General features: G+C 61.5%; 15 protein-coding genes. 2 read left to right on the forward strand and 13 right to left on the reverse strand.

Annotation, left to right across the window (positions count from 1 at the left end; genetic code table 11):
• Positions 1-82: 82 nt before the first annotated feature.
• The 13 genes from RWZ58_RS07000 to leuS form a co-directional block, all read right to left on the reverse strand.
• Positions 83-2434 carry a DUF6493 family protein gene (locus RWZ58_RS07000; protein ID WP_314658137.1) on the reverse strand — a complete coding sequence of 784 codons (2352 nt, stop codon included), beginning with the start codon at positions 2432-2434 and terminating at the stop codon, positions 83-85.
• Between the two features lie 4 nt (positions 2435-2438).
• Positions 2439-5324: an endonuclease gene (locus RWZ58_RS07005; protein ID WP_314658138.1), complete on the reverse strand. Its 2886-nt coding sequence runs from the start codon at positions 5322-5324 to the stop codon at positions 2439-2441.
• Positions 5325-5402: 78 nt separating this feature from the next.
• Complete coding sequence (locus RWZ58_RS07010) at positions 5403-8174, reverse strand: DUF6493 family protein (RefSeq protein WP_314658139.1); 2772 nt, start codon at positions 8172-8174, stop codon at positions 5403-5405.
• Positions 8175-8243: 69 nt separating this feature from the next.
• Positions 8244-9653, reverse strand: coding sequence for an SWIM zinc finger family protein (locus RWZ58_RS07015; protein ID WP_314658140.1), 1410 nt, complete (start codon positions 9651-9653; stop codon positions 8244-8246).
• 202 nt (positions 9654-9855) lie between these two features.
• Positions 9856-10113: a preprotein translocase subunit SecG gene (gene secG / locus RWZ58_RS07020; RefSeq protein ID WP_005506130.1), complete on the reverse strand. Its 258-nt coding sequence runs from the start codon at positions 10111-10113 to the stop codon at positions 9856-9858.
• A gap of 108 nt (positions 10114-10221) precedes the next feature.
• The gene (locus RWZ58_RS07025; RefSeq protein WP_044143857.1) at positions 10222-10686 is read right to left on the reverse strand and encodes a hypothetical protein; all 465 of its coding nucleotides are present in this window, start codon (positions 10684-10686) and stop codon (positions 10222-10224) included.
• Positions 10687-10925: 239 nt separating this feature from the next.
• Positions 10926-11702 carry a triose-phosphate isomerase gene (gene tpiA, locus RWZ58_RS07030; RefSeq protein WP_005509126.1) on the reverse strand — a complete coding sequence of 259 codons (777 nt, stop codon included), beginning with the start codon at positions 11700-11702 and terminating at the stop codon, positions 10926-10928.
• 258 nt (positions 11703-11960) lie between these two features.
• On the reverse strand, positions 11961-12749 hold the full coding sequence (locus RWZ58_RS07035) for a DUF6318 family protein (protein WP_314658141.1): 789 nt from the start codon (positions 12747-12749) through the stop codon (positions 11961-11963).
• Positions 12750-12828: 79 nt separating this feature from the next.
• Positions 12829-13419 carry a DUF6318 family protein gene (locus RWZ58_RS07040; RefSeq protein WP_314658142.1) on the reverse strand — a complete coding sequence of 197 codons (591 nt, stop codon included), beginning with the start codon at positions 13417-13419 and terminating at the stop codon, positions 12829-12831.
• 451 nt (positions 13420-13870) lie between these two features.
• Complete coding sequence (locus tag RWZ58_RS07045) at positions 13871-15094, reverse strand: phosphoglycerate kinase (RefSeq protein WP_314658143.1); 1224 nt, start codon at positions 15092-15094, stop codon at positions 13871-13873.
• A gap of 344 nt (positions 15095-15438) precedes the next feature.
• Positions 15439-16443, reverse strand: coding sequence for a type I glyceraldehyde-3-phosphate dehydrogenase (gap, locus tag RWZ58_RS07050; protein ID WP_005506148.1), 1005 nt, complete (start codon positions 16441-16443; stop codon positions 15439-15441).
• Between the two features lie 584 nt (positions 16444-17027).
• Entirely contained in the window at positions 17028-18080 is a 1053-nt protein-coding gene (locus RWZ58_RS07055) for a DegV family protein (protein ID WP_314658144.1), read from the reverse strand.
• A gap of 178 nt (positions 18081-18258) precedes the next feature.
• Positions 18259-20760: a leucine--tRNA ligase gene (leuS, locus tag RWZ58_RS07060; protein WP_399549610.1), complete on the reverse strand. Its 2502-nt coding sequence runs from the start codon at positions 20758-20760 to the stop codon at positions 18259-18261.
• 216 nt (positions 20761-20976) lie between these two features.
• Here leuS and RWZ58_RS07065 point away from each other — a divergent pair, with 216 nt between their 5' ends.
• The gene (locus RWZ58_RS07065; RefSeq protein WP_314658146.1) at positions 20977-22002 is read left to right on the forward strand and encodes an alpha/beta hydrolase; all 1026 of its coding nucleotides are present in this window, start codon (positions 20977-20979) and stop codon (positions 22000-22002) included.
• A 23-nt stretch (positions 22003-22025) separates the two neighbouring features.
• A complete protein-coding gene (locus tag RWZ58_RS07070) occupies positions 22026-23153 on the forward strand; it encodes a glycosyltransferase family 1 protein (RefSeq protein WP_314658147.1) in 1128 nt (375 codons plus the stop codon).
• Positions 23154-23433 lie beyond the last annotated feature (280 nt).

Here is a 23433-nt window from a genome sequence, read left to right on the forward strand (position 1 = left end):
GAAGCATGCTTGGGGTTTTCCACCCGCCGGTGAGGCTCTAGCTAAGGGGCAAGTGGCCTCACCAGCAGGTAGGTTTTTCAGGCTAGGACTCGCCCAATAGTGCGAGCGCGGCCTCTCGGGCGGCAAGCGCCTCCTCGGTCACACGCGGGGCCACCGCAGCCAGGGCGCGCAGGCTTTTCGCCAGCACCGTGGAGCCCTTCATCTTTGGTTCCAGTTCGGCGGGAATCTCAACCGGCGTGCCGTACAGTTCGGCAAGCTCCAGCGCAAGCTTCACAATGGGAGCGCCCTGCCTCACCTGTGGAACTAACGGAAGAATCTGGCGCACCGTCTGGAAGACAGACCACCCCGCCAAAGGGCTCAGCGAAGCGGCATCGTTCAACGTCTGTACCAGACGATTCACCCCAAACCAGCCGTGTTCCAGAAGGTACTCAAGTTCACTGGCGAAAAGGTGCGCATCCCAGTTGCCGCGGTCTATGAGGGTTGCAATCGTCTCCGCCGTCAATGCGCGACGCTCCGGGGCATGCACCACAGAAGCCCACGCCAGGAAGTTATACGACGGCATGCCCAGAGCACGCTCCGCCGCACCGAGCGCCTGCAGAACCTCCTCAAAACCGTGGAGACGAGAGAACTGATACACGCTCAGCAGCGGCTTATACTGCGCCGCCAGAAGGTCCGGGTTGTGGCGCATCGCCCAGGCGTACCAGCCACATACCAGGGCAACAGACGGCACCTCGGCATGTTCCAGGGAACGCCCCGGATACTCCGCACAGGCACCAGCCACCGTGTATGCCGCCGCCGTGAACGTGCTCCGCTCCGTGGCTAGCTCCTCCCCCGGCACCTGCCACAGCTCATAGGTGGAATCATTCACCTCATACTCGCCGTGCAGAACCTTCGGAAACGCCTCACGGTACGACTTGAAACGAATCACCGTGCGCTCAAAAGAACGCTCCACCGCAGGCAGCGGCTCAGCCAGCAGAGGCGCAAAGCCCTGCCCAGCCGCACCCTCACTGCTATAGGGCTGATCCCCGAACGCAACACGAAGCTGCTCGTGGAATAGCGCCGTGGGCGAACGGTACGCCCAATATTCACTACCCTTGCGCGGGTACCCCCTGAAATGAAAATCAGCACCCTGAAAACGGCCCGTGTGCTCGGCAAGTGCCGTCTGCGGGTCAGGGTCTGCGGCGTGTACATGCTGGACCAGCAGCCGGTAGGCGAGGTAGCGCAATTGGTCGCAAACGTCATGCCAGGTACGGCTCAGGTAGCGGCGCAGATGCTTCTGAAAAGCGGGACTGAGCTCAATGATTCGCCCCTCCTGATGCGCCCGATGCAGGTAGCTCAGCAGCGCCGGGATGCGGCGGACAGACTGCTCCCTCTCGTTGAGGTGGTAGAGGGCGAACAGCAGCTCTTCACAGTCTCGGTCGTCGCGAATAGCATCCCGGGTAGCTTCGGAGGCGCGCCCAGCCTGCGGTGTTGCTTTGAGGGCGTTATTCAGCTCAGAGGCTGAGAGTCCAAGGGCAGGGACATCCGGGATCTGCACGCTATGGGGCGGCTGATCTGAGGCGGGCTGAATCGAACTGAGTTGAATCGAACTAGGCTGAATCGAGCCGGGTTGGCTGGACACAGTGCCAGGGCACAGCTTCTGGGCGCGGTCCTTGAGCTCCAGAGGAAGAACCTCCACAGCATCCTGCACGTATGCAGACACCTCCCCGGCACGTTCCGGCACCGCCCGGACACTCAACTCAAGCACCTTCAAACCGGCAGTCATCAGCTTCTTCTCACGCCGGAACAGCAACTGCGCGACGGCAGGTAGAGCCTCCGCCACCAGGGTTTGAAGCTCACCAGCAGTCAGCGGTAGCAAACCGGCAGGGGCAGAACCGCCAGACGGCGCGCAGACCTGCAGAACACTCTGCAGCATCTGCGCACCCACAGCAGCCGTGGTCGCCACCGGCGAAGCCAACAACGCCGGAATCAGCGCACCGTGCCGAGCATAGGATTGCGCCTGGCCCACCAAAGCCTGCTTACGTTCAGCACCGCGCAGCCCCTTCGGAACCGCCGTCAGAGCCTCAAAGGCACGTGAGAAAACGCGGGCGTTCTGCGGCGCATAATCACGCAGCAACGCATGAACACATTCCTCCTCAATCCGGGCGCGATACTGCGGAAAACGCTCCGCCAAATACACCAGCAAATCATGACCGCAGATGGTCAGCTGAGCATCATAAATAAACCAGATCGCAAAACCATTCGAGGGCATGGCGCCCTCCACGGTAAACAGCGCCCAGATTTTTTCCCAGTGTTCCGGATGCTCCCTCAAGAATTCGGCAATCGCCTCATCATCCATAGAACGCATGGAACGACCCGGCACAATACGCCACAGGAACTCCTGCAGGTATTCGGCGCTCCACGCAGGCGCCGCAGGATGCACGCTTTCAGGCACAGTATTAGGCACCGTTCTCACCCAGCAGGGCGAGCGCGGCTTCGCGGGCGGCAAGCGCCTCCTCAGTCACGCGCGGGGTCACCGCAGCCAGGGCGCGCAGGCTCTTCGCCAGCACGGTAGAGCCCTTCATTTTCGGCTCCAGCTCGGCGGGAATCTCAACCGGTGTGCCGTACAGTTCGGCAAGCTCCACCGCCAGGCGCACATAGTCGCCGCCCTTCGTCAGTTCACCAACCATCGGCAGCAGCAGGCGCAGAACCTGCAGCACACGCCAACCCGCCAGAACACCGATACCCGACACCTCACGCAGGGTCGCCACCAGGCGGTTCGCAAGGACCATCCCGTCCTCCAGAGCCCACTTCAGGGTCTCTGCGAAGGTGGATGCATCCAGCAGGCCCGCCTCAAAGAGTGCCGCAATGGCCTCTGCCGCCGCCAGACGGTACTCAGGGTTCTTCGCGCTCGCCACATAACCGAGCAGGGTGCAGGTCGGGGCGCCCACCTGCACGGTGGACTCCCTCAACGCACGCATGAGCACGGGGACGGGGGTTACGGTCTTCTCCTCAATGCACTGCGAAGCGGCGAACAGGAAGTATGCAGAGAGCAGGTCCGGGTTGTTCTGAAGCAGCCAGGAGGACCACTCGGTGAGTGCCGGGAGGAAGTCACCCAGCCAGCTGTCAACCCTGTCGAGATTCAGCAGATATACGAAGGGAATAAACACCGTGTTAAGAGCCTCGTAGGCGATGGACTCCTCGGGGCTCATACCGGCGGTTGCACGGCTCAGCGCCTCGCGCGCCTCATCTGCGGTATCCACGATGTCGCCCTTGACCTGCCACATGGGCTGGTACTTCACGAATTCCTCAACGTTAAAGTTTTCGAAGCCTGCCTCGCGGAGATGACCCGACCTGCTGGCCTCCTGGTATTCCCAGACCCGTTCATTGTCGAGACCACGGTTGAAGCCGCTCCAGGGCATATCCATGCCAGAAACAGTGCGATAAGTCCAGTCGCTGTAGGTCAGCTGACGGGCGGGTAGCGGGGCGCTCAGCAGACGCACCGTGCGTCCTTCCGTGTGGTACTCTCCCCCGGCGGCGACGGCACGCATCTGCTCACGGAAGATCTCATAGAGGTCGCGGTATCCCTTCAACGGCTTGTAGTCAGCATTCCAGAGATGGTGTTTATTCTGAATAGTCAGACGTATCATCTCTTCCTTGCTCAGGAGCGCGTTACTCGGGCGGGCTCGTGCAACCATCTCACTACGGTCGGAATACTGCAGGAGCGGCGTCAGCTCGGGTAGCTCCCACGACTCGTATCCCGCGGCCTCGGCGTTAGCCTCCAACACGGCGCACAGCGCAGGCATGTACGCGACGTTGTTGTAGTAATATTCGCTGGCAATCTTACGCAGGGTACGAAGCTGCTGCTGTTCCACCGGTGCAAGCTGAGCGGTCGCGGCAAAGCAGTAAAGGCGCGCCAGGTTCTCTCCCCGGGTGCTGGGAGATTCGTCCCCGGTAATTCGACCCGAGGTGGTGTTCGATTCCTCAGTAATGAGGGTGCAGAACTCATTCAAGTCCGCGATGGACGCGACGGGTTCTCGGTGCTCAACGCCGGGTAGCAGCACCGGCGGCACCTCTACGGAGGCGCCCGCCGCCTCCGCCTCTTCCGCCTGGGGTAGGCGGTCTTCGGGCAGGCAGGCTTCCGCGGCACCGCGCAGTTCCAGGGGCAGCACCTCGTAAGCTTCGAGGACGCGGTCAGCAACATAGTTGGCGAGCGCCACCTGCTCGGCGGTTTGCGTCTTCTTGCGCTTGGCTTTGCTCAAACCAGCGTATTGGGTGGCGATGAGCTTGAGCAGGCGCAGGGCGCCGCGCTGAATCTTCTTTTCGGTGCGGTAGAGGTTCGCGCCGAGTGCGTCGATGAGCTGTTCCAGGTCGATCTGTTCGAGGGGCTGCAGGTCGGGTGCCTTCTGCAGGGCGGCGGGTGCGCAGGCTTTGAGGACGTTCTGCAGCATGGCCTGGGCGAATCCGAGGGAGGCGCTGGGCTCTGCGGTGAGAACAGCCATGAGCTGCCCGAGGCGAGCCCGGTTTTCTGCGTCGGTGGGCTGCAAGTCGGTGTAGACGGAGTGGAACGCTGCCGAGTTGAAGGCGCTGAAATCGCTGGTCAGGCCGCGCAGCAGGGCGTCCAGAATCTCGTCGCGAATGTCGAAGTATTCGCCCATGAGGCGGCAGAGTTCCGCGCTTTCGCCCATGTAGTTGCCGTAGCCTTTGAAGAGCACCCCTTCGGTGCGGAAGACCGCCCAGAATTCCTGGTCGAGCAGGGTCATGTCGCGGGTGAAGAAGGTCTTGAGCTGGGCATGGTTGCTGGTGCTTCCCTTCTTCACGCAGGGCAGGGCCTCGTGCAGGAAAAGAACCAGGTATTCGGGAGCATCGCAGCTCAGGTTACGGGCGCGAAGTAGCGTGTAGCAGGTTTCCCAAATCTTCTTCGAACGAGCCCATGAGTTGGGTAGCCCCTCAATGAAACGCAGAATCCACTCGTCGGGGCGTTCCGTGGCGCCGAGCAGGAACGCGTCAATCAGCTGCTGGTCCGGGCTCCCACGCCAGAGCAGGGTGCGCATGGCGCGGCCGGCGGAGCGGTGGTATTCCCAGGGGTCGCCGTCGGGGGTGCGCACGAGCGCCCCGGCAACATAGGCGGCGAGCGGGGTGCGGTTAATGTGGTCGCTACCGATCACGCTCCTGGGGGTGAGGGTTCGGGCGAGGGATGCGCGCTCCTCCTCGGTGGCGCCGGTGATGACGGCGTGGTATTCCTGCACGTCAGTTGATTCTGCCGCCATGAGGGCTTTGAGGGCGGCGCGGCGCTCTTCAAGGGTGCGCTCCCCTGCGTTATGCGGCTGGTCGGTATCAGTCATCGGTACCTGCTTTCGGAGTTGATGGTGAATGGTTGTGAAGAGTTGAACGGAAACGTTGAACGGGTGCGGGCGGGGCGGTTAGCCTTGCACCTGCTTGAGGATATTCCGGGCGTACCGCGCCTTCTGCGAAGAACCGGTCAGCGTACCCAACCAGGCACGCAGCGGCTCATCCACGAGCTCCGCACGGGTGGCGGGGTCGAGAGTCGCCAACGCCTGGCTGAAAGCGCCCAGCAGCTTACCGAGCGAGTTCGCCCCGGTATCCAGCTGCGGTATGAGGCGCACGAAGAAGCGCACCGCCCGGCGTGCATCCAGCTGGGCGAAGTCGGTGAGGGCGAGCGCCCAACGGTTCAGCATCGCCAGCGGCACAAAGTTCACGAACCCTGCGGTGGCGTCCTCAAGGCTGAGCTGGTCGTCCAGCACACGGTGCATGATTTCCACGGCAAGGGAACGAATCTCAACGCGCTGCTCCGAGAAGCCCGCGGCAAACACGAAGGCGCATGCGGGACCCCACGCGCCGGGGTGCGCCGCCAGGGCCAGGTAGAGTTCGCGGTCAAAGGCGGAGTGGTCCAAGATGTACCAGTTGCTGCCGGCGCAATAGTACGCCAACGGTTCTGCCCGCGAGGGGTAGAGCAGGGCGTACTGTCCTTCTTCGGCGTGGTGGGCGGTGGCGAGGCCGCGGAAAGCGTTCAGCTCGGGGGTGGAAGCGCCGTGCGCCACCCCGTTCAGCTGAAGGCCCCAGCTGGTTTCCCGCTGGGATACCGTGATGGATTCCAGGTATGGATTGATGCGCCCGGTGGCGAGGGTGCCGTCGAGGGTGGAGCGGAGCACACGAATCTGGGTAGGAGCAGAGCGCGGAGCGTCCTGCCCAGCGTTCTTCACGTATTGCTCTTCGAGGCTTTCAAGCAGGGTCAGCGCCTCAGCGCGGCGGCTCTGTGCGTCCTGCCGCTGCTCGTCGGTAGCGTACGGAGGCAACACCTCCGGCACACGCACACGCAACAGTGCCGCCGTGAAATCCTGGCGCAGGATGGGGGCTCCATCAGCCAGGTTCTTGGCGTACCGGCGCACCAGGGTATCCGGATGCACCCACCCGCCGAACAGTTCAGGGGTGGCGAGCGGCGTGTAGCTCTGCCTGCTCTGTAGCACGCCGAGGGCGTCCTTGAATCCGGTGCTGAAGAACGCGGCGTGGCGGGAGTACATGTAGTGCAGGTTCGGCACCGTGCCGGGGTCTTCCTTCGGGGTCATTTCCGACGCCTTCGGGCGCTCACGCAGCTTCCCGGCGGCGGCAAGAACCGTCATGTGCGCGCGCATGTCGAACCACTCCAGACCCCAGTGGTTCAGCTTTTTCAGGCAGATGGGAACAAGCTGTTCGAGCAGTTTGGGGCTCTGCGCGGTGCCGTCGGCGCTGAGCAGGTAGGCGGTGAGCAGTTCCAGCTCCAGCTCGCATCCGGCGTGCGTTTCGGGCTGGTCTGCTTCGTTGAGCGTGTCGGGGGTGGCGCAGGGCGCGACCTGATGGTGCAGGAGCGCACGGGCACGTTCTTGCACGTCAGATGCGGTAACGGGGCGCACGGGGGTGTCCCAGTACCGGTGGATTACGGCGCGGGAGGCGGCGAGCGCCTCCGCGGCGGCGGCCTCAATGTCAGCAGTTTTAGTGAGGGCGGTGTCTTCCGTACCGCTCCCCCGGCTATTCTCCGGGCTGTACCCATCTTCGAGCAGCGGCGAGCCCTCTTCCTGAATCTGCGCCACAACCAGCGGATCGAGCTGGGAACGGTAGTCGCGGTAGAGTTCGCGGGCACGCTCGGCAAGCACGATAGTCTCGGCGTTCGCATCGTCTGCGACACCCGCCTGAACCCATTCTTCGAGGTGTTTGAGGGCGGCAGCCTGCACCTGCGCGTGGGTGTGGCTGAGCGCCATGACTACAGCGTCTTCGCAGGCGGCAGCGTCTAGGGTGCCCTCCCGGTACAGTGCTTGGAGCATGGTCAGGATTTTGAGTGCGTTTGCTTTGGTTCCGGCGCATACGGCGGGTGCCGCGTAGGCGAATGCGGTAGCATCCAGCACCTGCGGGTTTGTGCTCCAGAGGCGGTGAATATGCTGCACGCCAAGGGTTACGCTCGGGCCGATGGGCGAGGAGAAAAGCGTCAGAAATTCGCTCTGACGTGCCGCGATTTCTTCTGCGGTAAGTTTGAGTCCGGTGACCAGGCGTGAGAACCAGCCGACCCGGTACGCCGGGAAGTCGCTCATGAGGGAGCTCAGGAGCGCGTCAATGAGGCGGTCACGGCTAATCAGCCCGGTTTCGGTGGCTTCGATGAGGGCGCAGGACCAGCCGGGGTTGTTGTCCTTCTGTCCAGGCTTGTAGGAGTCGCGCTGAGTGAGGGATACGTCCCTGTTACCTTCGATGGCGAGCATACCCCAGATGAGTTCTTCGCGGAGCTGTTCGTCCTCGCGCAGCAGCGGGAGGATCAGCTCGCGGTCGCAGTTGATGAGGGCGGTGTAGTATTCCTCGTTGTGTTCGAGGCGCGCCCCGCCGTAGAGCTCAGCTAGGCGCATGGCAACGCCTCCGGTGAACCAGCCGAACTCTGCGTAGGCTTTAACGCGGTCCTGCGTGACGGTTCCGGGCGTGTTTTTACCGAGCTGGGAGCCGTATGGGGTGGTGGTGATGTCGAAGTACTGCCAGCGGCGGTAAATCTGTTCGAGGGTACCGCCGACCGCCAGGATGTTGGCGAGGTTACGGTTGAAGTGCATGATGTCGCTCCAGGTTTTCTGCTGCCTGGTGAGCGGGTAAATGACTTCGCCGGGGAGCGGCTCGGTGATGACACCTTCGGGGAAGGTGTGCGTTTCGGGGCGTTTGCTCATGGTGGTCTTTCGGGAAGAGGCTGAGGCGAGCTTTTGGGGCGTCGTCTTTTAGTGCGGTGCGTGGTGTGTCTAGCCGGCGGCGTGTTTGCGGTAGAGAATGCTGACCGCCAGCGCGTGCTTGCAGGGGCCGCGGGTGCCTCGGTACTTCAACCACCAGGGGCAGGAGCAGAGGTACCCCTCCACGGCGTACGGGTCGGCGGGCAGCACCACGGTGTACGTATTTGCGCCGCTGCGCACACTGTACTCGCCGGTGCCGTGCTCCCCCGCCCCGACCCGCTCAATAGCGCCGGAGTCGGCAAGCTTTTTCGCGCCGACCAGGCGCGGGTGCATGGCGGTCAGCGCCTCCGGATGCACGGGCAGCGGGCGGTGGAAATACTCGCCAGCATGCGCGTCAAAACCAACCTGGCCAGAGGAAGCCAGCAGGGCGAGGGCATCGCGGGTTGCCGCCTCATCCAGGCCTGCGCGGGCAGACATGACGGGCACGTCAATGCGCGGCTCGAAGGAAAGCAACACACTGAGCATGTCAGCGTTCTGGGCGGTGTTCGGGTTAGACAGCGCCTGCAGCACGGATCCCTCACCGGAGAACCCGCGTGACTTTTCGGGGCTCAGACCAATGCTCAGGCGCGCGCCGGGCAGGTGCGCCACCCACACGCTGGGCACGGGCGCGTTACCGGCGGTCACGGGCTCACTGTATGCGTCCAGGCGCTGAATGTGGCGGATGAGCGGTTCAAGCACGCGCAGACGCTCGGGGCCCGCCACGCATACGGATCCGGCGGTGGCGCGGGTGGCGAGGCGCAGGGAACGCACGGCACGGGTTGCCCACAGGACCGCCTTGGTGCTGGAGTTACGCGGCAGGGAGTGGATGAAGGTTCGGGCGGCGGCAGCGTCCAGGCTGTGCACGGGGCTCATGCGGGATGAGAGCATCTGCGTTTCTGCAAAGCCCTTGAGCCAGCGAATCGGCAGCGGCACTTTTTCTTCCATGACGGAGCCGTCAAGGGTGGTGGTGAGCAGCCCGTCGTCGCCAACGTTCAGGTGGATGGGCTCCCCCGCCCGCAGGGAGGCGAGCGCGGCGCGCAGGGGCGGGTTGACGTCTACGTTGGTGACACCTACGGCGCTGTGGCTGGCGTCGAGTGCGCTGGAGTCAACGTCAAGGCGCGCGTACACTCCGCAGCAGGCGCTGAACGATTCGAAGCGTAGGCCTTCGGCGGTGCTGGTGACGACGGGGTCTGCGGCGCGTAGGGCTCCGGCGAGGGAGCTGGGCGGCACGTAGAAGCGGGTGCGGGCGACCCTGGCGACGACCAGTAGTGCGGTGGCGTAGACGTCCGCTCGTTCGAGGAACCCGGAGAAGAAGTACGGGTGGGAGGCGGCACCTTCGGGGGTGCTGCCGCCGCTGGTGGCGAGGCTGAGCGCGCGGGAGTCGGCACCGTCGATGAGGGCTGACGGTGCGGTGTACGTGTAGTCGAGGGTGTAGGCGCTCATGGCTTCTTTGCCTTTCGTATGTGGTGTATACGTCCTATCATGCCGGAAAGATTCGCGCCCCGCTACCGCTTTCGTCATTGCCGTTTGGTGCATAAAAAATCCCCGGCATTCTCGGTTGAGAAATGCCGGGGAGAGGCTCTTGTCGCTCACCCTCAATGGGGTGGGCGTGTGCCCTGTCTAGAAGGCTCTAATAAGGCTCTGGCTAGACGACAATCTGGCCGTTGAAGCGCATTGCCAGGCCGTACAGGACCACTGCGATAACCCAGATAACGATCACGGTGACGGTCAGGCGGATCAGGTTCTTTGATGCCATACCGGAGGAGTTCAGGGAGTTGGTCATACCGCCGCCGAACATGTCGGAGAGGCCGCCGCCCTGACCGCGGTTGAGCAGCACAAGCATCACTGCGATCACGCTGGTGATGGCGATGATGACCATGAGTACGTTCATGATGACGTCCATGGGGACCTTCCTTCGTTGTCTTCTGGTGGGGTGCCTGGGCTGCGGGGCGCAGACAGACGGTTTTAACTATACGCTACGGCCGCCGTCCGGTCACGTTGAGGCGGCTTTTTACGCGGCGCGGTTGCTGCGGCGCTGGTATTCGCTGGGGGTCAGCTGCAGGGCTGCGGGGCGGTCGGTGAGTACACGCTGGGCGGTGAGTTCGTCGCCTTCGGTGTCGTAGGCGCGCACGTACCCGCCGTCGATGAGGTAGTAAGTGAACTGCTGCGCGGCAGCCCAGTAGGCGCCTCCTTCAGCGTAGAAGCCCTGGTCTACCCAGTCGCGCAGGGTGAGGGTGACGGGGATTTCCGGTGAGGAGGTGCGGCTGTAGAGCTGGTCGAGGAATGCTTCTCGGCGGCTCTCGAAGTACTGGTATTCGGGCGAGGGTTCCTGGTATTCTGCGCCGCCCGCGTAGCCGATGTTGCCGCCGTCATTGCCGGGTAGGCGCGGGGCACTCACTTTGCGGTTGCGCAGGTAGCTGTAGAGAATCATGCCGACGAGGGCTGCGATGACCAGGGAAAAACCAAAGCTGAACATGCCGTTAAGTGTACGGGGCGAACCGCGGGGTTGGCGTATTCTGGGTGGGTTTTGCGGTTAGGGGCGAACGCGCCCGGCTCTTCTCCCCCGCCTCTTACGTCTGACTCCTACTCCCGGCTCTTACCCCCGGCTCTTATACCCACCGCTATCTCCGGTGGCGGTTAAATGGTTCAGCGCCCGGTCGGGTGGGTACCCGCCGGGCGCTGTAACGCTATGAGACGCTGTGGTGCGTCGGGGTTTTATGCGTCGAAGCGTGCGATTGCTGCGAATTCGTCAGCCTGCAGGGATGCGCCGCCGACGAGCACGCCGTCCACGTCTTCCTTGCCCATGATGGAGGGTGCGGAGGAGGACTTGACGGAGCCGCCGTAGAGAACGCGGACCTTCTCTGCAACGTCTGCGGAGTAGAGCTTAGCGATTTCTGCGCGGATTGCTGCGGACATTTCCTGTGCGTCGTCTGCGGTTGCGACCTTGCCGGTGCCGATTGCCCAGACGGGCTCGTATGCGATGACGAGGGTTTCTGCCTGCTCTGCGGTCAGACCTGCGATGGAGCCGCGCAGCTGCTCGAGGGTGTACTCGACGTGGGTGCCTGCTTCGCGGATTTCGAGGGGCTCACCGACGCAGAGGACGGGGGTCAGGCCGTGCTTGTATGCTGCCTGGACCTTTGCTGCGCACAGCTCGTCGCTTTCGTGGTGGTAGGTGCGGCGCTCGGAGTGGCCGACGAGCACGAAGGTTGCGCCGAGCTTGGAGAGGAATGCGCCGGAGATTTCGCCGGTGTATGCGCCGGAGTCGTGGACGGAGAGGTCCTGGCCGCCGTAGAGGATGTCCAGCTTGTCGCCTTCGACGAGGGTCTGCACGGAGCGGATGTCGGTGAAGGGCGGGAAGACGGCTACTTCGGTTGCGGAGAAGTTGAAGTTTGCGTCGTCGAGGGTCCATGCGAGCTTCTGGACGAGGGTGACTGCCTCTGCGTGGTTGAGGTTCATCTTCCAGTTGCCTGCGATGAGGGGCTTACGCGACATAGTTCGCTCCTTAGCTTTCCCGCGCGGTATGCCGGGCGGGGTTGTTGTTCGGAATTTTCCTTTTCTATTTTAGAGGGTTGGCGGCATATTTTCACTGGTTCGGCGCGGTTTTATGCTGTGCCTTGACTATTCTCACCCCGCGTTCATTGGTTTCTTTCGACCCTTGCCATTTTGCGGGTTCTGTAGACATTTAAACGGATGCAGGGGAAGCCTCATATCGACTTCCCCTGCGGATGCACTTCCTCGGTTTTCTGAAAGCTACAGCTGCCCGAATCCTTGCGGGTAGATCGGCTCGTAGGTGTTGCGGTTGCTGTAGCCGTCGCGGTCAACGACAATCACCCACTGCCCGCGCAGATGCTCCACAGCCAACGAGAAACGCCCCAGGTACCTCAAATATTTGTGAATATCCTGCTTCTCCCCCGTCTCCTGAACATAAAACGCGAGGTTCGTAGCCTTATTCGTGTACAGGGTGCTCACCAGGATATTTCGGCTCGTATTTTTAGCCTTTTCACCCGCAACAAGATCATCAACAACGTTGGCGCTCAGCACATTCTTGTCAGCCGAAATAACCCACCCGCGCTTCTCCCTGTACAGGCGAAGAATCTCGGGGTGTAGCACTTTTTCCGGGTCCGCGACCTTAGAAAGAGGCTCCGTATCGCCCGTGTGGTAGAAGTAATTCATCGACGCGAAGTAGTACGCCAAGAACGCGTACAGGCCGGCGCGGTCGTAGTTATCCATTCCGGGCTGCTGAATAGGGTACGGCACGTTCTGCGCCGTCTGCGCCTCGGTGGCAGGAATGAAGCGGCCCTTACGCTCAAACGCCGTATAGACGAGCGGCCCGGAAGAGGTCCCCAAGCTACGGAGCTCATCGTACTTCTCCGTGGGTTCCAGGCGCACAAATTCCTGGTCACGCTTCTTATCGGCCTGGGACTCCGAACCCGTCCCGTTGAGCAGTTTAGCGCCCCAGCCAAAAGCCACCGCGACGAGGGCGGCACCAGCGAACACGCCAGCCCGTATAAACTTGGCGCGAGTGATCACAGACCTCATGAGCGCTCGTTGCTCGTTATATCCAGGTCGGTTATATCCGGGTCCGCCAAAGTTATTCGTCATGCTTCTCTCCCCTCCCCTAGCTCAGGCTATTTTCTGGAATGAATTGGACGGGCCTCCACTCATTCGTGAATTGTGTGCGTAGAGTCCCGTGTATTGCGCCGTCACGGATGAGGCCGCGCGTATCAAAATCGGTGATGGGGTACACCTGGTTCGTGTCTTTGCGGTACACCCGAACTTCGGGAAGGATATCGAACCGCACGTTCCATTCCACAATTTTTAGCGTCTCGTCGATGAGGCGCGGCTGCCCTTCCAGCAGGTTCATGGTCAGAATCTGGGGGTTAGGGGTAATGACCCAGCCTTTACCTTCTTCGTAGAGGTCCTGAATGGCGGGGAAGAACATTTCTTCGCTGATATTGTCAATCTTCAGAACTGCCGGTTCCGAGGCGAGAATCATGTAGTTTTGGCAGGCGTAGTAGTAGCCCAGGTAGGGGCGCAGGTTCCTCGCCGCATAGTGCCTCGGCCTGTACCTCACGCCCGGGGCGGGTGCCGAGTAGGCGGGGTGGTCCCGGTTTGCGGGTGTGTAGGGCCCAATCACGCCATCGGCAACGTACGGGTATGTTCCGGTGTAGTCTTTTTCGTCAAAAAGCGCTTGAGTGTCTATGGGCATTCTTTCCCTCCTTGGATTCCATGTTCATGAGCTACTGAGTACACGAGCTGCTGAGTTTGCGAGCTGCCGAGGTGGTTCTGGGCTACTCGCGGGTAGCTGGGCTCCACGGCTGGGCGTCTTCGCCCGCCTGTATTTGCTTGTCTGTATTTGCTTGTTTGTAGAGGTGCGTGCGCTCCCTGCTTCATTCCCCCCACGGTAACCGCAAGGATACCGCCCGGTGAGCGGCGGGAACCTCTACAATTCCAGTCTAGTAAAGCCACCTCTGTCCCTCCCGGATACAGGCCGCACATATAGGGAATCCACAGCATATAGCCAGGAAACAGCCCCCTGCCCGCGCAGGACTATCCGGGCATGAGCGGGCATGCAGAAACCCCCGCCGGAACGGTACCGAAGTACCGCCCCGACGGGGGTTCCCTACACTAAAACCGTGTACTAAATCTGTGCACCCAGATTAGGCGCCCAGTGCCTCCAGGCCGGGCAGGGTCTTACCCTCAATGTACTCGAGGGAAGCGCCACCACCGGTGGAGATGTGGCCGAACTGCTCATCCTTGAAGCCCAGGTTACGGACTGCAGATGCGGAGTCGCCACCACCAATGATGGAGAACGCGTCAGAGTCGACGATAGCCTGTGCCACCGCGCGGGTACCCTCAGCGAAGGGAGCAATCTCGAACACGCCAACGGGGCCGTTCCAGAAGATGGTCTTTGCACCCTTGATCTTCTCAGCGAAAATCTCAGCGGTCTTGGGGCCAATGTCCAGGCCCTCAGCCTCTGCACCCAGCTTGCCGCCGGTCAGGTCCTCAATCGGGCGAATCTCGGTGTTAGCGTCAGCGGAGAATGCGTCAGACCAGACAACATCCACTGCGGTGATGATCTCGGTGCCCTTCTCCGGAGCTTCCTTCAGGTAACGCAGAACGTTGTCGACCTGGTCCTTCTCCAGCAGCGACTGGCCAACCTCGTAGCCCTGTGCGTATGCGAAGGTGTAGCCCATACCGCCACCAATGAGGATGGTGTCAGCCTTACCAATCAGGTTGTCAATCACGGCGAGCTTATCGGAAACCTTAGCGCCACCCATGACCACAACGAAGGGACGCTCGGGGTCGTTCAGGGTCTTAGCCAGAACGTCAACTTCCTTCTTCACCAGGTCACCCAGGTATGCGGGCAGGCGCTTAGCAACGTCGTAGACAGAAGCGTGCTTGCGGTGAACTGCACCGAATGCGTCGTTCACGTATGCGCCGTTCTCGCCGGTCAGTGCGACCAGCTCGTCAGCGAATTCGCCGCGCTCTGCGTCGTCCTTGGAGGTCTCGCGTGCATCGTAGCGGACGTTCTCAACAACCAGAACTTCGCCGTCAGCCAGAGCTGCTGCCTTAGCCTTTGCGTCCTCGCCTACCAGGTCGGTTGCAACCTTCACGGGCACGGATGCCAGCTCAGCCAAGCGTGCAGCTGCCGGTGCGATGGAGTACTGGGGGTCGACCTTGCCCTTGGGGCGGCCCAGGTGTGCGGTCACGATAACGCGTGCGCCAGCCTTGGCAAGCTTCTCAATGACGGGCAGGGATGCGCGGACGCGGCCGTCGTCGGTGACAACGCCGTCCTTCAGGGGTACGTTCAGGTCGGAACGAACGAGAACGTAGCGGCCTGCGACGCCTTCTTCGAGCAGTTCGGACAGTGCCTTAGCCATAGGAATTCCTCCTGGATAGGTGGGTTTATATACCGTTTCCATCATACCGAACATTAGGGTGATTGACAGCCTAAAAAATAGCTTTTATATGGTGTTTTTCCGCAGAATATAGCGGATATTCGCACTCCATAAAACCTATTTTCTTACGGTATTTTTGACCCAAAAGAGCGACGGAAAATAGTATGTTTATACGTTTTTAAGAGGTTTATTCAAGACCCTTACAAAAGAGTCTTGGTACAGCAAACCCCGACTCCCCCGCTTGATGCGGTGGTGCCGGGGTTCACTATGCGTTAGTTACGCGGGGTGACGCTTACACTCGGTGAGCGTCGTAAGCCTATTGGGGCTTAGAGGGATGCCACAACCTTGTTGGTGAACATCACGAGGCGTGCAACGTAGCCGTACTCGTTGTCGTACCAAGCGATAACCTTCACCTGGTCGCCGATGACCTTGGTCAGCGGTGCGTCGAAGACGGTGGAGATGGGCTCACCCTCGATGTCCTTGGACACGATGGGATCCTCGTTGTACTTGATGATGCCCTTCATGGGGCCCTCAGCTGCTGCCTTGACTGCTGCGTTGACTTCCTCAACGGTGACCTCGCGCTCAGCGGTGAAGGTCAGGTCGGTGATGGAGCCGGTGATGGTGGGAACGCGGACTGCGAAGCCGTCCAGCTTACCCTTCAGCTCGGGCAGAACCAGGCCAACAGCTGCTGCTGCACCGGTGGAGGTGGGGACCATGTTCACAGCTGCTGCGCGTGCACGGCGCAGGTCGCGGTGGGGAGCATCCTGCAGACGCTGGTCAGCGGTGTATGCGTGGATGGTGGTCATCAGACCCTGCTTGATGCCGAATGCGTCGTTCAGGACCTTAGCCATCGGAGCGAGGCAGTTGGTGGTGCAGGATGCGTTGGAGACGATGTGGTGGTTAGCTGCATCGTACTGGTCGTCGTTCACGCCCATGACGAAGGTGCCGTCGATGTTCTTACCGGGAGCGGAGAGGATAACCTTCTTAGCGCCAGCCTCGATGTGTGCCTTTGCCTTGCTACCTTCGGTGAAGAAACCGGTGGACTCGAGGACTACGTCAACGCCCAGGTCCTTCCAGGGGAGGTTCTGGGGGTCGCGCTCAGCGAGGATCTTGATTTCCTTGCCGTCAACAACCAGTGCGCCTTCCTTGACCTCGACCTCTGCGTTGAAGCGACCCATGATGGAGTCGTACTTGAGCAGGTGTGCCAGGGTCTCAACATCGGTGAGGTCGTTGATCGCGACGATCTCGAAGCCGACGCCCTCGGTCTGAGCTGCGCGGAAGAAGGTGCGGCCGATGCGGCCGAAGCCGTTGATTGCTACGCGTACAGTCACTGGAGTATCTCCTTGTCAGTGCGTTGGTGGCGGTGTACAAATCCGATGCCTTGTGGGCTCTGGTTTAGTCGGATTCGTCCGTGCTCTATGTTGCCCGGTGCGTTCCGCCGTTGTTGGTAACAATCCTACCCTAGTTTGTGTGTGTTTTGGTGTGTTCTATCGAGAAATTTTTGTGAGTTGCGCCATAAAAACCGGCAAAAACCCGTTGTTTTCTGTTGGTTTGCGTTGTGTTCACCCTTAGAAAATGTTGCGATACGGTCACGGCAACATAAACACACATGAAACGCACATTTGCTAAAAACCGCGCCGTATCAAGGCAAAATGTGAGGGTAAAAAATACCCTTTCACTTGCGAATGGCTTTCAAAGAGGCCCCGTGAACTCACGGGCAGTGCAAATTCTCACGCGAAAACAGACGACCCCAACGTAAGACACACCACAGCCTTAAAACGGGTTAAAAACTCCCCCGGGGCACAGTTTTCGTGTCGTGTTTCGTGTCGCCCGCGGCGCGGGGACATGTTACACGGGACGAACTTTGAGCACACCGAACAGGCGGCTAGTACAAGGATCCTAATAAACAACCAGCCTAATAAACGACCAGCGCCACAGCACCCAAACCCGAATGAGCCGACAGCACCGGCGGTAGCGCGCTCACCAAAAACTCTGGCGCCGAAGAAGCGGCGGCATCATGAACTAGGGAGCTCTCCCCCAGCATCTGCTGAACCTGCTCACACAGCTGCACCGCCTGCGCCGCATTGCCCACATGATGCACCGCAACCACCTCACCGCGCGGGGATGCGGCAAGCGAATAACTAGCGGGGTCGGCGGCGACAGAGCCCCCTGAAGCAGAGCTGAGTGCCGCCGCATGCCGATGCTCACGGCAGGTCTGCACGGTCACCTCCACCAGGCGCTCCAGAGCGCGCGCCGCAGTGCGGGGGCGCTCCACATACGCCAGCTTGCCCTCGGTAATCGTGCCAATCGGCTTAATCTGGAACATCTGACCCACCATCGCCAACGCCGGGGAAACACGGCCACCGCGGCGCAAGGCATCCAGGGTCGGGATATAGAAGTAGAGCGTGGACTGCTCACAAATAGACTGAATGTAGTCCACCAGCTGCGCGGGGGTTGGATACGCAGGGCTCAGGTCCTCAACACTCGCGCCGGCGGATGCAGAGTTCAGCACCTCCAAGGCACGCACCACCGCATGACCGTAGGCACCCGCGACCGTGCGGCTATCCACCACGCTCACGCCCGTAGAACCCAGGCGACTCAGGCGGGCGCCGGTGCGTGCCGCCTCCACCGTGCCCGAGAGCTCGCCGGACAGGTGCACCGACACCACATGCGTAAAACCTCGCGACGCCAGCTCGTCATACACATCAGCAAACACACCCGGCGCGGGCCCGGAAGTGCTCACCGTCTGACCCATCACGTGCGCGAGCATAATCGCCTCGTCCACCTCAGCGACGGTCAAATCCTGCAGCTGACGATCCGGCTCACCGGGCGTGCGAATGGTCACCGGCATCGGAACCATCACGAAATTGCCGCGAGCGCTCAGGCGTTGCACGAGCTCCGGGTCGAGGGCGGCGGCGCTATCGGTCACCACGGCAATGCGGTTCTCTGCTTTGTTTTCTCGCTCCATATTCCGACCCTTCTTCCGGTTCGTCAGTGCTTCATTCGACGACGAACCCTCTCCTAGCGTTCCCTGAACATTATGGCACTCATCACTAGTGCAGTACAGCAAAGCCCCGCCGCGCCTCCGGGTTCGTTCCGTTGAACGAACCGAAGCCACAGCGGGGCTTGCACTTTATCTAAGAAGCTTAGATCACGATGTTCACGAGCTTAGGCGCACGCACAATCACCTTGCGGATCTCGGCGTCACCAATCGAACGCTGAACAGCGGCATCAGCCAGAGCCAGTTCCTGAAGCTCCTGCTCGGAAATATCCTTCGCAACCTCCAGGCGAGCCTTGACCTTGCCCTTAATCTGCACGATAGCGGTGACGGTGCCATCCACCAGCAGAGCCGGATCAACCTCGGGGAAGCCCGCGGTCAGAACCGGGGTGTCGTGACCGAGAGCGTGCCACATGTCCTCAGCGGTGTAGGGTGCGTACAGCGACAGCAGAATCGCGATGGTCTCAGCAGCCTTACGGACAGCCGGGTCAGCCGCACCAGCACCGGAGTCAATAGCCTTACGGGTAGCGTTCACAAGCTCCATGGTCTTAGCGACAACCACGTTGAACTTGCCGTTATCCAGCAGGCCCTGAACCTCGTGCACGGTGCGAGCAATCAGCTTCTGCAACTCCAGGTCACCGGCGGTTGCGTCAACACCGGGTTCGCTGGTGATGTCCTGAGCCACACGCCATGCGCGAGCCAGGAACTTCTGCGAACCAGCCGGGGAAACATCCGCCCAGTCCACGTCATCCTCGGGCGGGGACGCGAAAATCATGGTGGTACGGATAGCGTCCACACCGAACTTATCGAGCTGCTCGCCCAGGTTCACGCCGTTACCCAACGACTTGGACATTGCCTTGCCACCGTTGAGCACCTGACCCTGGTTCATGAGCGCCTTGAACGGCTCATCGTGCTTGATCAGGCCCAGGTCGCGAACAACCTTGGTGAAGAAGCGTGCGTACAGCAGGTGCAGAATAGCGTGCTCCACACCGCCAACGTACATATCGACGGCACCCCACTCGCTCATAGCCTGCGGGTCGAAAGGAGCCTTGTCGTAGTTCGGGGAAACGTAACGCAGGAAGTACCAGGAGGAATCCACGAAGGTGTCCATGGTGTCCGAGTCGCGACGAGCCTGCTTGCCACACTTCGGGCAGGGCACAATCGCCCAGTCATCGGCAGCGGCAAGAGGCGACTGGCCCTTAGGAGCCAGCTGCTCACCGCGCAGGTTATCGGGCAGCAGCACCGGCAGCTGATCCTCGGGGACCAGAACCTCGCCACAATCCTCACAGTGAATCACCGGAATGGGGGTACCCCAGAAACGCTGACGGGACAGCAGCCAGTCACGCAGACGGTAAATGACCTTGCCCTCACCGGTGCCGGCAGCCTCAACCAGCTCAATAGCCTTAGCAATTGCCTCAGTCTTCGGCAGGCCGGTCAGCTCACCGGAGTTGATGAGCACGCCGTCACCAGCTGCAGCAACACCGCTGGTTGCAGGATCCTCAGCGCCCTCAACGTCCAGAACCTTCACGATGGGCAGGTCGAACTTCAGGGCGAACTCGAGGTCGCGCTGGTCGTGCGCGGGCACAGCCATAATCGCGCCGGTACCGTAGTCAGCGAGCACGTAGTCAGAAGCCCAGACGGGCAGCTTCGCGCCGGTCAGCGGGTTGATTGCGTAGCGGCCGGTGAACACGCCGGTCTTCTCGCGGTCGGAGGACTGGCGGTCAATATCGCTCAGTGCCTTAATGTCTTCGCGGTACTGCTCCAGGGCAGCCTTGTGCTCGGGTGCCACAATCTGCTCGGCGAATGCCGCATCCGCAGCAACCACGATGAAGGTCGCACCATACAGGGTGTCCGGGCGGGTGGTGAACACGGTGAAGGACTCGGCAGCCTGGTCCTCGGTCGCCTCAATCTCGAAGCGAACCTCAGCACCCTCAGAACGACCAATCCAGTTGCGCTGCATGAGCAGCACGCGGTCGGGCCACTTGCCCTCCAGCTGCTCCATGTCGTCCAGCAGCTGCTGTGCGTAATCAGTGATCTTGAAGTACCACTGGTTCAGGGACTTCTTAGTCACGGTAGTACCACAACGCTCACACGCACCGTTGACAACCTGCTCGTTCGCGAGCACGGTCTGGTCCTTGGGGCACCAGTTGACCATGGAGTCCTTGCGGTACGCCAGGCCCTTCTTGTAGAACTGCTCGAACAGCCACTGAGTCCACTTGTAGTACTCGGGGTCCGAAGTGTGCAAGCGGCGGCTCCAGTCAACAGCAATAGCGTAACGCTTGAAGGACTCAGCCTGAGTCTCAATGTTCTTGTACGTCCACTCCTTGGGGTGAGTGTCGTTCTTAATGGCTGCGTTCTCAGCGGGCAGGCCGAAGGAGTCCCAGCCAATCGGGTGCAGAACATCGTAGCCGCACTGCTTGAAGTAGCGGGCGTTCATGTCACCAATAGCGAATGCCTCCGCGTGACCCATGTGAAGGTCACCGGAGGGGTACGGGAACATATCCAGCACATACTTGCGGCCCTTGGGGGCGTCACCGGTGGGCTGGAAAACCTTCGTTTCGTCCCAGTAGGGGCGCCACTTGGCTTCCATAGCGCGGAAGTCGTACGCATTTTCGTTGCGTTCGGTCTCTACCTGAGCAGACACAGCGATTCCTTAAATAAAGACAGGTTGATAAAAACTTAACCCTCCAAGTGTAACGCGAAACCCGCACCGCGCCAGAGTTGAGGCCGCCTCGACTACCAAATGGACGGCACCACCCGCCCAGCTGACGATGCGCCAGAGAAGTTTCAGAGCCCTTTCAGGCTTCTCCCCTAGAATTAAGAACGGGACTTAGCCGTCCCAGTACCCAACCCGCGAAAGGTACCCATGACCTCCACCGTTACCCCGGACTCCCCCAACACCTCAGTTCTTGAGGGCGTGCCCGGCCCGCTCATTCCCGGCACCCGCCACGACGCCCTCATTGGTGACGGCGCGCAGGCGGTCATGACCCGCTACTGGCAGTACGGCAAAGGCATGAACGCTGGGCTCTTCCCCGAAGGCTCCTACCCCGTGCTACTCGTGCACGGCTTCCGTGGCGACCACCACGGCCTGGAAATCATCGCGAACTACCTGCTGAAGCTCATCCCGAACGTCAGCATCATCAGCCCCGACCTGCCCGGCTTTGGCCGCTCCGCAGACCTGCCCGAAAACACCCTGGGCGAGGACAGCATCGACGCGTACGTGGCGTGGCTGAACGACTTCGTGGAGCACACGAACCCCGCACGGGAGGATGCACAGCGCCTGCCGCTGCACGTGGTCGGCCACTCCTTCGGCTCCATCGTCACCAGCGCCTTCGCCGCCGCACACCCGAACTCGCTCGCGCTGCTTTCGCTCATCAACCCCATTAGCGAGCCCGCCCTTGAAGGTAGCCAGCGCGTCGCCTCGCGTCTTGCTTCCCTCTACTACCGCGCCGGCGCGGCACTGCCCGAAAAAATCGGCTACCCACTGCTGCGCTCGCAGCTGATTACCCGCGCCTCCAGCGAAGTCATGATGCGCACCAAAGACAAGGCAATGCGCCGCTTCATCAACGGCCAGCACGCCGCCTACTTCGGCTCCTTCGGCTCCCGCCGCGGAGTGCTCAGCGCCTACGAAGCGTCCATTACGCACACCGCCGCCGAATACGCCGCCGCCATCCGGGTGCCGGTGCAGATGCTCGTCGCCGAAGACGACGACCTGGGCACCCCCGAAACGGCTCGCGCCATGTATGCGACGCTGACTTCCCGCAACTTGCCTGATTCTGCGACCGGCGCCCGCGAGCGCCTGGACATGATCCCCGAAGTCGGGCACCTCATCCACTACGAAACCCCTCGCCTCGCGGCGGAACTCATCGCCGATTTCGCCGCCGACCACTAAGGGAACGAACAGAAGGAACCAACATGAAACTCATGGTTGACGCCCGATACACCCGTATCGGCTTCCACGACGGCATCAGCCGCTACACCGCATCCCTACTGGACGCGCTCAAAACCCTCATCGACGCCGGTGACGAAGCCGCCGCCGACCTCGACCTCACCATGATCATTAGCGACGAACGTCAGCTGGACATGCTACCCGACCTGCCGCACGTGAAGATCTGCTCGCCCACCGGCCCGCTCGAACCGACCGCCTCGCTGCAGCTGAACAAGTACGCGCCGGACGTGGTGTTCTCCCCCATGCAGACCATCGGCTCCACCGGACGCAAGTTCAAGCTGATTCTCACCTTGCACGACCTGATTTACTACTCGCACCCGACCCCGCCTGGGTTCCTGCCCGCACCAGTGCGCGTGGGCTGGCGACTCTTCCACAAGACCTACACCCCGCAGCGTTTCCTGCTCAATCACGGCGACGCGGTGGTGACGGTTTCTGAGTCGACCGCCTCGCTGATTCGTGAGCACGAGCTGACCACCAAGCCGCTGTTCGTGGTGCCCAACGCCCCGCAACCCGGCAGCGTGGTCTCCCGCCAGACCGCGCTGGAACGCGCCACCACCCGCGAGGAGCAGCCCGTCAAGCACCTGGTGTACATGGGTTCGTTCATGCCGTACAAGAACGTGGAAACCCTGCTGCTGGCGATGCGCTCGCTGCCGGATTACCGCCTGCACCTGCTGTCGAAGATGCCGCCTCAGCGTCTGGTGCAGCTCACCGATGAGCGCCTCATCGGTGAGAACGTGGAGGTGCACAACGGCGTGAGCGATGAGGAGTACCAGCAGCTGCTCCGCCAGGCGCATGCTCTGGTGACTGCCTCCCGCGAGGAGGGTTACGGCCTGCCCGTGGTTGAGGCGCAGGCTGCCGGATGCCCCGCGGTGATTAGTGACATCCCGATTTTCCGTGAGATTGCGCCGCACGCCGTGTTCGCTCCGGTTGACGGTGCCCCGGAGGCGCACGCCGCCGACTGGGTCAAGGCTATCCGCTCCCTGGAGGACCCCGCCGTTCGCGAGCGCGTGATTATTGACGGCCTGTCGGATGTGCGCCGCTACTCATGGCGCGACTCGGCGCTCAAACTGCTGGAGGTCGTGCGCGGGCTCTAAAGCGCAGACTCTAAAGCGTGCGCAGTATATACAGCGCAGCGCTAAATTACGGCGCTGGGTACAGAAATGCCGCCGCACTCCCCCGAAACTCGGGAGGGTGCGGCGGCATTCTCGTATTCAATTCGTGCGCACCGGGTGGCGTATGCGGCGCACAGTGGCGGTATGCAAGGGCGGCTTGCCGCAACGATGTACAGTGGCGGCTCGCTACACACTTCCTCCGCGCCGACGCAGGGAACCCGCCCTCGCAGAGCTCGGGCACCCTGAGGGCGCATCCGGAAGG

The sequence above is a fragment of the uncultured Rothia sp. genome (assembly GCF_963544205.1).
Taxonomy (GTDB): Bacteria; Actinomycetota; Actinomycetes; order Actinomycetales; family Micrococcaceae; genus Rothia.